General features: G+C 65.1%; 11 protein-coding genes. 4 read left to right on the forward strand and 7 right to left on the reverse strand.

Annotated features, from left to right (window positions below):
- Positions 1–2: 2 nt before the first annotated feature.
- Entirely contained in the window at positions 3–767 is a 765-nt protein-coding gene (locus tag LK459_RS15535; RefSeq protein ID WP_227919393.1) for a GntR family transcriptional regulator, read from the reverse strand.
- 143 nt (positions 768–910) lie between these two features.
- Between LK459_RS15535 and LK459_RS15540 the strand changes: the two genes are divergently transcribed.
- Positions 911–2,083, forward strand: a complete 1,173-nt coding sequence (locus LK459_RS15540) for a diaminopropionate ammonia-lyase (RefSeq protein ID WP_227919394.1) — start codon at positions 911–913, stop codon at positions 2,081–2,083.
- Positions 2,083–3,378, forward strand: a complete 1,296-nt coding sequence (locus LK459_RS15545; protein ID WP_227919395.1) for an allantoate amidohydrolase — start codon at positions 2,083–2,085, stop codon at positions 3,376–3,378. Before LK459_RS15540 ends, LK459_RS15545 begins: the two co-directional genes overlap by 1 nt.
- Here the strand turns inward: LK459_RS15545 and LK459_RS15550 are convergent.
- Complete coding sequence (locus LK459_RS15550; RefSeq protein ID WP_227923789.1) at positions 3,375–4,019, reverse strand: TetR/AcrR family transcriptional regulator; 645 nt, start codon at positions 4,017–4,019, stop codon at positions 3,375–3,377. The two genes, LK459_RS15545 and LK459_RS15550, sit on opposite strands and share 4 nt — an antisense overlap.
- Positions 4,020–4,139: 120 nt before the next feature.
- On the opposite strand from LK459_RS15550, the gene LK459_RS15555 reads away from it, so the two are divergent.
- Positions 4,140–5,549 carry an MFS transporter gene (locus tag LK459_RS15555; protein WP_227919397.1) on the forward strand — a complete coding sequence of 470 codons (1,410 nt, stop codon included), beginning with the start codon at positions 4,140–4,142 and terminating at the stop codon, positions 5,547–5,549.
- A 22-nt stretch (positions 5,550–5,571) separates the two neighbouring features.
- Here the strand turns inward: LK459_RS15555 and LK459_RS15560 are convergent, their stop codons facing one another.
- Positions 5,572–6,351 carry an alpha/beta fold hydrolase gene (locus tag LK459_RS15560; RefSeq protein WP_227919398.1) on the reverse strand — a complete coding sequence of 260 codons (780 nt, stop codon included), beginning with the start codon at positions 6,349–6,351 and terminating at the stop codon, positions 5,572–5,574.
- A gap of 95 nt (positions 6,352–6,446) precedes the next feature.
- Between LK459_RS15560 and LK459_RS15565 the strand changes: the two genes are divergently transcribed.
- Positions 6,447–6,812 carry a VOC family protein gene (locus LK459_RS15565; RefSeq protein ID WP_227919400.1) on the forward strand — a complete coding sequence of 122 codons (366 nt, stop codon included), beginning with the start codon at positions 6,447–6,449 and terminating at the stop codon, positions 6,810–6,812.
- Positions 6,813–6,817: 5 nt separating this feature from the next.
- On the opposite strand, the gene LK459_RS15570 is transcribed toward LK459_RS15565, so the two are convergent.
- The 4 genes from LK459_RS15570 to LK459_RS15585 form a co-directional block, all read right to left on the reverse strand.
- A complete protein-coding gene (locus tag LK459_RS15570; protein WP_227919401.1) occupies positions 6,818–7,615 on the reverse strand; it encodes a hypothetical protein in 798 nt (265 codons plus the stop codon).
- 108 nt (positions 7,616–7,723) lie between these two features.
- The gene (locus LK459_RS15575) at positions 7,724–8,836 is read right to left on the reverse strand and encodes an NDMA-dependent alcohol dehydrogenase (protein ID WP_007236614.1); all 1,113 of its coding nucleotides are present in this window, start codon (positions 8,834–8,836) and stop codon (positions 7,724–7,726) included.
- A 58-nt stretch (positions 8,837–8,894) separates the two neighbouring features.
- Positions 8,895–10,391 (reverse strand): aldehyde dehydrogenase family protein, encoded by a 1,497-nt coding sequence (locus tag LK459_RS15580; protein WP_227919403.1) that lies wholly within the window; start codon positions 10,389–10,391, stop codon positions 8,895–8,897.
- A gap of 166 nt (positions 10,392–10,557) precedes the next feature.
- Positions 10,558–12,213: a sigma-54-dependent Fis family transcriptional regulator gene (locus LK459_RS15585; RefSeq protein ID WP_227919405.1), complete on the reverse strand. Its 1,656-nt coding sequence runs from the start codon at positions 12,211–12,213 to the stop codon at positions 10,558–10,560.
- Positions 12,214–12,269: the final 56 nt, after the last annotated feature.

Below are 12,269 nucleotides of genomic sequence, written 5' to 3' on the forward strand. Positions count from 1 at the left end.
GATCACCCATCCCTCCGTCGGCGCAGTTGAAAGGTGAAGGCAGCCGGACTCAACCAGGACTCACTGCGATTCACAATGGTTCCGGATTCATCTCTCGTGAGCTCACTCAGTTGCAAGAGAGCAAGCTGTTCATCGCCAAACCGCTTGGACATCTGCTCATCCGCCACCACCGGGGTTATCTGGCAGTCCGAGTATGCTGCAAGACCGCGATCGAGCAGGACATCGAGCACCGAACCGCGAAATGCGCTCCGCATTTCCTCCGTCGTCACGACCTCGTCAGGAACGTAGTCAACGATGAACGCCACGACCCGATCGTCAATCAGCTTCGTTCGACTGACTTTGGTGAAACCGACTGCAGCACCGAAGACCTCCGTGCATGCGTCCTCGCCGGCGAGCAGGTGAACGATCTCGACCTCCCCCGACCCGATCTTCTTCCCCGAGTCTGACGCGAACAAGTCGAAAGAAACCAGCCGGTCGAGACCGGAGTGGATGGACTCGGGCCGGGGCAGTACCCACGATCCCGAGCCACGGACGATCCGAATGTACCCAGCATCTTTCAGCCCCTGCATAGCGGTACGGATCGTGACACGTGACGCGCCAAAGATGTCGCAGAGTTCGGTTTCCGAAGGCATTTTGTCGCCGGGGCGCAGACGGCCAGAAAGTATGTACTCCCCGAGAATTGCTTCCCTGATCTCCGACTGCAGCGGCCGTCGAGAGCGTATTCGCGAAATGTCCTTGTTCTGCACGGGCTTCGGCGACGTCGCCATCCATAGCTCCTTCTCCGCAGGCAAACCGGCTTGCGCAGCGCGCTGTGCTGTTCGTTGCAGAGTAACAGATGCAACCGAACCAGTATCTTGACTGTTGTCCTACAAATTACTAGATTGAGGGCATCCACCAAGGAGGATCCACAGTGCAGCCACCTCGACTCGTCACCAATCGGTTCCATGCACCCACACGAGTTGGCCCGACGACACAACTGCCGGCGCGCTTCCATCAAAGCCTGCCGGGCTACCGTCCAACCGCTCTCGTCGAGGCACCACATGCAGCGAGAAGGCTTGGGGTCAAACATGTCCACGTTAAGGACGAGTCCGACCGATTCGACATGCCGTCGTTCAAGGTGCTCGGTGCGTCGTGGGCCACCTATCGTGCACTTCTCCACCATTTGGGAGCCACGTCCGAGGAGATCCCGACCCTCTCCGCACTGACCGAACGCCTACAGGGTTCCAATCTTTGCCTGTGCGCCGCCACCGACGGCAATCACGGACGAGCCGTCGCTCGGATGGCATCAATGCTCGGACTGCAATCGAAAATTATTGTCCCGCATGACATGGTGGCCGACCGGATATCTGCGATCGAAGCAGAAGGCGCCACTGTCTTGATGATTGACGGCGGATATGACGACGCAGTCTCCCACAGCGCAGCGCAAGCATCGGAGACAACGCTGGTCGTCTCGGATACATCGTGGGATGGTTACACTGACACGCCTGGCTGGGTGGTCGAAGGTTACTCGACCATGCTCGCCGAGACTCGCGATCAACTCGCCGCACGAGGCCTTGCCACGCCGACGGTGATCGCCGCCCAGGTTGGAGTCGGGGCGTTCGCGGCCGCTGTCGCTCGCGCCTTCGCGCGCTCCACCGGGACTCACCTCGTCGGGGTGGAGCCAACCGAGGCGGACTGTATGACGACGAGTATCGAGAAAGGTTCGATTACAACCATTCCCGGACCGCAGCGATCGATAATGGCAGGACTCAATTGTGGTACACCGTCACTCGTCGCGTGGCCGGACGTCTCTGCCGGGTACCGAACATTCGTCACCATCACCGACGACCAGGTGACCACTGCGATGCGTCTCCTCGCCCAGGACTCCATCGTATCCGGCGAGAGCGGTGCTGCTGGACTCGGTGGCCTGCTCGCACACGCTGCAGCGCTTGGACTCTCGTCAACGGATTCTGTGCTGATCATTTCGACCGAGGGCGCTACCGACCAGGCGGGATACCGGGCATTGGTTGGTTCGGACACGACAACTGGTTCGGACACCACAGCCGCGCCGGCAGCTGGAGCTACCGCGGAGCGGACGGCCTGATGTCGACCGAGGCTCTCGACATCGAACTGCTGCGAATCGACTCCGATCGATTGTGGACGGCGTTGTCCGAACTCGGAACTGTGGGTGCCTATCTGGATGAGGAGACGGGTCTGCATGGCGTTCTTCGACTGGCCCTCAGTGATGCCGACATGCTGGGACGTGACTTGGTGCTGCGATGGATTGCCGAAGCGGGCCTGCAGATCCGAACCGACCAGATCGGCAACGTGTTCGCGAGGCGTCGCGGTCTGGACGACTCTTTGCCACCGGTACTCGTCGGCAGCCACATCGACAGTGTGGCCACCGCGGGCCGCTTCGATGGTTGCCTGGGTGTGTTGGGCGGTCTGGAGATAGTCCGCACGTTGAATGAGCACGGGATAGATACCCGACGGCCACTTGAGATCGCGATCTTCACAGAAGAAGAGGGCGCACGATTCGGTACCGACATGCTGGGGAGCGCGACCGCTGCCGGACGAATCCCGTTGTCGCAGGCCCGTACGCTCACCGACCGACACGGAGTGACCGTCGGGGAAGAGCTCGATCGCCACGGTCTCGTCGGGCACCAGCCGGTGCCGATGCCCGAGGTGCCGTTCGCATACCTCGAGTGCCACATCGAGCAGGGCCCGATCCTCGAGGGGCGCGGCGTCCAGATCGGTGTCGTTCGCGGAGTGCAAGCCATCACCTGGCTGGAGGTCGAGATCTCGGGGCGCGCAGCACATGCCGGCGCGACTCCACATTCATTGCGCCACGACGCGGCACTGGCCGCGGCACTCATACGAGTCCGACTGGAAGACATGGTTGTCTCCGGCAACTATGGCGCGATGCTAGCGACGGTCGGGCGGCACGAGGTCCAGCCCAACCTGGTCAACATCGTGCCATCTCACGTCTTGATGACAGTCGACCTCCGGAACCGGGACGAGTCGGCGATGCAACGGTCGTTCGTCGACCTTGTCGAGTACCTGAGTACCGTAGAAGCACGCACCGGCACGGCGATTTCGATGAAGGTCACCGCCCAGACCGCCCCCGTCCGGTTTCCACAAGAAATGCAAGACCTGGTCGCCAAGGCAGCGTCGGACCTCGGTCTGACACACGAGGAGATCACCTCCGGGGCAGGTCATGATGCCGGTGAAATCGGCGCATTGTGCCCAGCGGGGATGATATTCGTTCCCGGGCTCTACGACGGCATCAGCCACAACCCGCGCGAGTACTCCACACCGAACGCGTGCGCCGACGGCATCAATGTGCTGTTGCATGCCGTATTGGAACTACTGACTGGTGAGCCACGACAAACGGCCTAGCTGTCGACACCTGTCGCGTGCCGGGCGAGCATGCCGTCGACCTGTGCGGTGATCGCGTCGCGGAGGTCGAACCCCGCGGAGTACCGGGGCCATGCGGGCAGGAGGCTACGGATCGTCGGATAGTCGTCGAGTTCGGTTGCGTCGATGCGCTCGAACCATGACTTCTCCTCGGCGGAGCGTCGGGACAACGTGTCCTGCCACTGGAGTTCGGACGCGACGAGATACCAGACCGAACGCCAGGTACTGAGTGCTGCGGTCGGAGTCATCCCGAGTTCGAGTGCCGCGGCGAGAAAGGTGTCGGCGAGCGCGAGGGCGGGCGTGCCCACGGTGGTGCCGTCGCGGAGGATCGGGACCAGCCATCCGATTCCGCGCATCTTCTCGTACATGTCGACGGCGACCGAGATCATGCGCTCGCGCGGTGCTCCGGAGGGTGCGTCCCACGGAATGCGTGCTGCCACCTCACTCAACGCCAGACCGAGGAGCGCCGATTTGTTGGGCACGTAGTTGTAGAGCGTCATCGGTTTGGTGCCGAGGTCGACGGCCAGCCGTCGCATGCTCAGTGCGTCCGGGCCCTCGCGCTCGAGGATCCGGATGGCTGCCTCGACGATCTCGTCGAGATGAAGGGATCGGGCTGCGGGCATCCTGTCATCCTCCCGCACCGACTGGCCCTTGGCGAGGAAGCGGTCACGCGCTAGCATCACGTACGTGTACGAAAACGTACGCGTACGTGATCACATCGACCAACGGGAAGCAGGGTGACGATGGCGCAGTCGACGACGATTCGGGACATGCAGCACCGCGGAGCGTTGATCGCGACGGTGTTTCTGCTCCAATTCCTTGTGGCGCTGGACATCTCGCTGGTCAACATCGCGTTGCCCACGATCCGCGCCGATCTGGGCTTCACTGCTGCCGGATTGCAGTGGGTGGTCACCGCGTACCTGGCGACCTTTGCCGGGTTCATGCTGCTCGGCGGCAGGATCGGCGACCTGTGGGGCAGGCGCAGGACCGTTCTGTTCGGGCTCGTCGTCTTCGCGGTTGCGAGCATCGCCGGTGGGTGTGCAGTGGACGCAGGAGTTCTCGTCGCGGCGCGCGCGGTGCAAGGGGTCGCCGGAGCCCTGCTCGCGCCCGCATCGCTTGCCCTCGTCACCACGATCGACGACCCCGCCGTCCGCAAGCGCGCCATGGGATTGTGGGGTGGCGCTGGTGCTGCGGGCGGTGCGTTGGGTGTTGTGCTCAGCGGAGTTCTGACCGAGTGGTGGTCGTGGCGTGCCGTGCTGTTGGTGAACGTCCCCATCATCGCGGTCGCAGTGGTGACTGCGCTTCGAGGTGTTCCGCGCACCGATGGAGCCCGCACCCGGCGACTGGACGTGCTAGGGGCGGTCACGGTGACCGTCGCGGTGGCCGCGCTCGTGTTCGCTGTCAGCTCCGGTGGTGATCGGGGCTGGGGTTCCTGGCAGGCGATCACGGGATTCGTCGGTGCGGCGGTGTTGTTGCTCGCGTTCGTGGTGATCGAGCGGTCGGCCGATAATCCGCTGATGCCGCCCTCGTTGGTGAAGCGTCGAAGTGTACTGGGCGCCAACACCTTCGGATTCATGGTCGCAGCGGGTCAGCTGGCCGCGTTCTACTTCTGCTCGCTGTACATCCAGACGGTGTGGGATGTCGACAGCGCGTTGACCGGCGTTCTGTTCCTGCCCTTCTGCGTCTTCGTCGTGGTGGGAATAGCAGCTGCGCAACGTCTTTCCGCTCTCTTGGGTCCCCGGATCGCGATCGTCATCCTCGGAGTGCTCGCCGCTGTCGGTCTCGGAATGTTCGCGATGATGCCTGCGCACTTCGACTTCTGGCTCGGCATCGTGGCGCCATCGGCCGTCACCGCGGTCGGGATCGGCGGCGCGATGGTTCTCGTCGGCACGGTGGCCACCGGAGGAGTCGCGCAGGCAGACGTCGGAATCGCGTCCGCAGTGGTGAACAGCTCACGTCAGCTCGGTGGCACGATCGGCCTGGCGGTGCTGGTGACGATCGCCAGCGGATACGAGGTGCCCCGTGACGGTTTGCGGATGGGATTCGCGGTCGGCGCAGCCTTTCTCGTCGTCGGAAGTGCGGCTGCCTGGTTCATCCTGCCCCAGCGGGGCGGTGACAGGGTCTCGACCGGGATGGCGGGGGAGACGGGCTGACGAGCGGTGAACGGACGGGCGATCAGACGGGCCAGCGTTCAGCGACGACGCGAGCCGTGGCGAGGGGATCGACGCGATGCCCGACGGACTCCGGAACGCGGACGAGTTCTGCCGAGTTGAGTTCATCGGCGACACGCGGTGCCGCAGCCTCCAGCAGCGGGAACGTCTCCGCTCCCAACAGGACCGTTGTCGGTGTTCGCACGGCACACATCTCCGCAGTCGGGTCTGACAGGTCCCGCGCGATGGTGGCGTCGTAGACGACCGACTGTGCGATGGCGACCAGCCCGTCGAACATCGGGCTGGATCGAATCTGCTCGACGATCTCCTTCGGCAGCCCCACGCCCTCGAGTTGGAACGTCGTCACGGCCTCACCGCGGTGACCGTCGTCGACGAGTTGCTGTAACCGTTCGGGGAGGGTGGGATCGGGTTCGCCCATCCCGAATCGGAAGGGTGGTTCGGACAGGAAGAGATGCTCGATCGGCACCCCGCGCGATGTCGCGAACAGAGCCAGTATCGCGCCCGACGAGTGCCCGAGCACCGCGGCACGGCCCCCGGCAGCCTCGATGACCGCCGCGAGATCCTCGACCTCGCGCTCGGGAACATACGGACGGGTGTCGCCACTCTCGCCGCGAGCCCGCCGGTCGTAGACCACGCCGGTGAACCCCTGGCCGGCGAGGGCATCGGCGATACCCCGTGCGTCGGATGCCGTGGACATCGCTCCGTTGACCACGACGACCACGGGCCCGGTCCCCACGGTGCCGCATGCGATCGGCGTTCCGTCTGCGGACCTGACCTGCTTCATACCGCAATTCAAGCACCCCGGAGCGCCACTTGACCTGAAGTCGACTTGAAGTCCTAGCGTCGCTACGACCGACAACGAGAGAAAGGTGTGTGCCGATGCCGCTGCCCAACCAATTCCTGGTCCGAGTCTCCGACACCGCCATGGCGGTCGCGTTCTACCGGGAACTCTTCGGCGCCGAGGCCACGATGCTCAGCGACCGGTACGCGATCTTCGAACTCGGGGACGGCGTGGTGCTGGCCCTGTGGAGCGAGAAGGCGGGCGAACTGTCTCGAGACGGGTTGCCGCGCTTCGAGATCGGAATCCTCGTCGACGACGACGCGCAGACACGTGCACTGCACGAGGAGTGGGTGGGCAAGGGTGTAGAGATTGTCGAACCTCCGCGTGAGGAGGTCTTCGGACTAACGTTCGTCGCGCAGGATCTCGACGGCAACCGCATTCGCGTGGCGCCTGCCGATCACTGATCGGCTCAGCCGCGGTCGACGTCGAGCAGGTACTCGCGCAGGCGTTCTCGATGTGAGGCGACCCAACGCACCCCGATGCGATGTGAGAAGTACCAGATGGCAGCAGTGACGAGCACGGCAAGGCTCACGCACAGTGCGAACTCGCCGTCGGACAGGGTTGCACTCCACGTCTGCCTGCGCAGCAGACGCCAGAGGCCCACCGGCACGAGCACGATCAGGCCGAACGCCACCGGGTATGCCGCGTAGGGCACGACCAGCAGGACGATCCAGCGCACCACCACCTGCCGGAATCGGTGCCGGTTCCGCCACCGCCAGCGCAGTGACCGCTGATGGTAGGGGAACACGATCCCGACGAGACTGCTCATCGCCAGCGCACCGAAGGGGACCACCGCAACCGCGACGATCACCTCGGTCACGAAGCGCCAGTGCGTGTGGGTGGTGAGCGCGATCGCGACGGCGATCGCCGTGCACGCGGGTCCGACGAGCAACCAGACACCGAGCGTCTTCGCGCGTAACAGACTCGTCAACGCTGCCGGGTCATCGAGTGCTGCCAGTGCCCGATCACGGTCGGGCGTCAGGATGTTGGTGGCGCAGACGTCGGCATACATCCATCCGGCGAGCGCGTAGGGCAGACCTTCGGGGCCGGTGAAGGTGAAGAACCACGATCGGGGCACCAGATACCAGAGCAGCAATACCAGAACGGCGTTGAATGCGAGCACGCCGAGCGTGTCCGCGGGACGCCGCACGATGCGCGCGAGCTCGGCGCGGACCGCGGCGCGCGTGGTGGGGCTGACCACCTGCATGCGGTGAGGATAATCGCTTCGCGACGACCGGGGCACCATCGTGACATGGAACGGCCCGGATGCGAGGAATTCCATCGCATCCGGGCCGAGTCTGGGAGACAGGTGTGATCAGGAGTCGTGGATGATCACACCGCGGATGTTCTTGCCGTCGCGCAGATCCTGGTAGCCCTCATTGACCTGCTCGAGTGTGTAGGTCTGGGTGACCAGTTCGTCGAGCTTGAGCTGACCTGCGTCGTACAGACGCAGCAGGCGGATGATGTCGTACTGCGGGTTGGCCGACCCGAAGAGTGAACCCTTGATGGTCTTCTCGTTGAGGGTCAGGTCGATGCCCGGCCAGTGGACCGTGAACTTCGCCGGACTCGACAGGCCGACGATCACCACCTGGCCGCCCTTGCCGACGGACCCGATCGCCGCGGATACGACGTCCTCGTCGACGGTGCCGACGGTCACGATCGCGGCGTCGGCGCCCTGGCCCCAGGACAGTTCGGTGATCTTCTCCTGCGCCTCTGCTGCCGATGCGAAGGCGTGTGTGGCGCCGAACTTCACGGCGGTGTCGCGCTTGAACGCCACCGGGTCGACGACGACGACATATTTTGCTCCGGCGTGCACCGCGCCCTGGACGGCGTTGATACCGATACCGCCGATGCCGTAGATGACCACGATGTCGCCCGCGCGGACGTTGCCGGAGTAGACCGCTGACCCCCAGCCGGTCGGCACGCCGCACCCGACGAGTACCGCCTTGTCGAGCGGCAGCCAATCGTCGACCTTGACCACGGAGTGCTGGCTGATGGTCGCGCGTTCGCTGAACGTGCCGAGCATGCACATCCCGCCGAAGTCCTGCCCGTTGCCGTGGAAGCGGAAGGTCCCGTCGGGAAGCATGCCCTCGAGGATGGTTGCGCCCATGTCGCACAGCGACTGTCGGCCCGTCGAGCAGTAGCGGCAGGTTCCGCAGTTGGGGATGAACGAACAGACCACGTGGTCGCCGGGCTTGACCTTCGTCACGCCGGGACCGATCTCCTCGATGATTCCCGATCCCTCATGCCCGCCGACCATCGGATAGCGCGGCGGCAGGTCGCCGTCGGTGAGGTGCAGGTCGGAGTGGCACAGGCCCGCGGCGGTGTACTTGATCAGCACCTCGCCTTCCTTGGGTCCGTCGAGGTCGAGTTCCATGATCTCGAACGGCTTGCCCTCGCCCATCAGAACTGCGGCTTTGGTTTTCATGGTCGTGTCTCCTTGATCGTGCGATTGTTGTGTTGTGTTGCGCTACTGCGGGATACGCTCACAGCGCGACGTTGACGGCCTTGGTCTGGGTGTAGAGTTCGATGGCCGACTGGCCCAGTTCGCGTCCCCACCCGGACTGCTTGTAGCCCCCGAACGGCATGGCGGTGTCGAAGCCGTTGTACTGATTGACCCACACCGAACCCGCCTTGAGTTGGCGAGCGGTCTTGTGTGCTTTCGACAGGTCTTTGGTCCAGATGCCTGCGGCGAGGCCGTAGATCGAATCGTTGGCTGCAGCAGCCACACCGGTGTCGGCATCGAAGGGCAGCGCCGCGACGACGGGTCCGAAGATCTCCTCACGGACGATGGAGAAATCGGGTTCGACGTCGACGAAGACGGTGGGTTCGATGAAGAATCCCTCGTCGCCCCAACGCTTTCCGCCGGTCAGAGCGCGGGCGCCGTCGGCCAGCCCCGCGGCGAGATAGCCCGATACCCGGTCGAACTGCTCCTGGCTGACCAGTGGGCCGAGTTCGGTTGTGGGGTCGAGTCCCGGCCCGATCTTGGCTTTCGACGCCGCGTCGGCGACTGCGGCTGTGAAGTCGTCGAAGATGGGTCGCTCGACGAACAGGCGCGTGCCCGCCACGCAGCACTGACCGTGGTTGAACATCCACGCCGCGACCGAACCCGCGACGGCCTGCTCGAAATCGGCATCGGCGAAGACGATGTTGGGGCTCTTGCCGCCGAGTTCGAGTGAGACCTTCTTGAGGTTGCCCTTCGACGCCTCGACGATCTTCTTGCCGACCTCGGTGGAGCCGGTGAAGGCGATCTTGTCGACGTCGTCATGGGCTGCGAGTGCCGCACCGGCGTCGCCGAAGCCGGTGACGATGTTGACCACGCCGGGTGGGAAGCCCGCTTCGCAGAAGACCTCCCCGAGCAGTAGCGCGGTCAGTGGGGTCTGCTCTGCGGGCTTGAGGATCACGGTGTTGCCGGCGGCCAGCGCGGGAGCCAACTTGAACGACGCCATCAGGAGCGGGAAGTTCCACGGCACGATCAGCCCGCACACCCCGACGGGCTCACGCAATGTGTAGGCGTGGAACTCGCCGCCAGGTACGAAGGGCATCGACACGTCGACGGTGCTGCCGGTGATCTTGGTGGCCAGACCCGCGTTGTAGCGGAAGATGTCTGCCGACCATGCGGTGTCGACGGCTGTCGCGATCGTGGCGGCCTTGCCGTTGTCGAGGGCCTCGAGCTGACCGAACTCCTCGGCGCGCTCGGTCAGGATGTCACCGACCCGCCAGAGCAGACGCTCGCGCTCGTTGGGCTTCATCCGCGACCACGGGCCGTCGTCGAACGCCTCGCGTGCTGCTCGCACCGCGCGGTCGATGTCGGTGCCGTCGCCTCTGGCGACCGAGGTGAGTGTGCGTCCGTTGGCCGGATCGATGGTCTCGAAGGTCTGGCCGGACGCGGCGAACACCCAGTCGCCACCGATCAACATCGGTCGGTCGGTGGAGATGAAGTCCCGGACCTTGGTTGCGAGTTCGGGTGCGACAGCCGTCATGTAGTCCTCCTGCGAGAGCGTCGAGTCGTGGCGGCCCGCACGACGAAGTGATCTGGGTCATAAATGCGGACCTGTCTATAGTTCTGCCATCACCGCGGTGCGGTGAACTGTCCAGAAACTGGACACCGGCCCTGAACACGGCAGCCGCCCGCTCGACGAGGCCTGGTTAGATCCCCAGCGCGCGGATGCGGGCATACAGGGTGGTCCGGCTGATGCCGAGGTCGCGCGCCGCGTGCACCTTGTTTCCGCAGTGGCGTTCGAGTGCTTCGAGAATGGCGCCGCGCTCGGCCTGCTCGCGTCCGGACAGATGTGCGGCACGACTCGTCGTGCGGTACTCGGCAGGCAGATCCTTCGGTTCGATCGCACGTGCGGCGCGTGCCTCACAGGAACGCACGGCGCGCCGCAGCACCGAGCGCAGTTCGACGAGGTTGCCCGGCCACTCCTGGCACACGAGGGCCTCGAGCGTCGCCGCGCTGACCGAACACACGGTGGGCGAATCGATCTCGACGAGCATCTCGTCGAGCACGGTCGACAACTCGGGCGTTCGATGGCGAAGCGCCGGCACGTCGACTCTGCTGGTGCAGCGTGCCAGCAGTGCCGCGACCGCTGTCCGTGCCTGGTCGGGTGGTCCGGAGACGAGGACGAGCGGTTCGGCCTCGGTGGCCAGTCGGCACGCGGTGGCCAGCAATGTGATCGATCGCTCGTCGAGCAGGTCGACGCCGTCGACGATCAGCGGCACGGACCGTCGCCGCGCGCTCCCGATCAGCGCGCCGACATCCGGTTGTTCGCCGGTGATCAGTAGTTCGGCGACGTCGGCGACCGCTGCGTCGTCACCGGCGAGGCTTCGCGCCAGTGTGCTCCGCCCGGTTCCGGGCTCACCGGTGATCGCGGTCGTCGCCGCCCTCGTCGGCAGCACGCCCGGGTGTGACGGTCGGTGCGCCGTCGTCGTTCGGTGCCTCGCCGTAGTGCCGGGGCGCAGTCCGAACAGTACCGCGCCACGAGCCCCGGCGATCGGTGTGGCGAGCACCTCGACGTCGGTACCGGACGCGAGAGTCAGCGGCAGAGTGGTCTCCCGCAGGCAGGGGTCGGCGGCAACGGCACGCAGCGCCGCGATGTCGGTCGGTGAGAGAAGCTCGGCGGCACGGGAATTGGTGAGCTGGAGATCGTCGCTGATGGCCGCCACCGCGACGTCGCGGCGTGGTGCCGCGCGCTGGAAGGCATCAAGCACACGGCGCTGCTGGGCGCGCGACCGGTCGAGGAGCCTGTCGGCGATGTCGTTGACGATCGTCGTCACCAGCGGCACGGCGAGCGGGTTCATCCTGTCGGCGATCTCGGTCATGCACAGGATGCCGGTGAGTCGACGCGTCGCGGGATGGATGATCGGTGCGCCGAAACAACTGAGCGATTTGAACTGTTCGAGGTAGTGCTCGCGCCCATTGACGGCGAGTCCCCGTCTGATCTCGGCGGGCGTGCCCAGCGCCGTGGTGCCCACGGCCTCCTCGCCGAGGTCGGCACCGGGTGCTGCGCCCATCTTGTCGAGTGCCCGTTCGACCGTCGAACCGAGAGCCACCCGCGAGACCATGCGGCATTCGTGGTCGACGAGCAGCAGCGACGTTCCGGTGTCGGCGAGTCGTCGGGCTGCGTCATCGAGAACCGGGCGCGCGGCGTCGAGGAGGGCGTCGGAACGCGTGGTGTCGTCGACGGGATCGGGAAGCGGACTGTCGGGCTGCAGCCCGGACAACGCCGATCGACGCCACGACTGCGCTATCACCGCTCGCTGTGGCGCGCTCTCCGATGAGGCCAATTGTGTGTCGATGATCACAGAATCATACCGAATCGGTACGTGCGACAGGGAGTGCATTCGCCCCTTGGCCGTTG

Origin of the sequence: Gordonia otitidis (assembly GCF_020735545.1) — a bacterium.
Classification (GTDB): domain Bacteria; phylum Actinomycetota; class Actinomycetes; order Mycobacteriales; family Mycobacteriaceae; genus Gordonia; species Gordonia otitidis.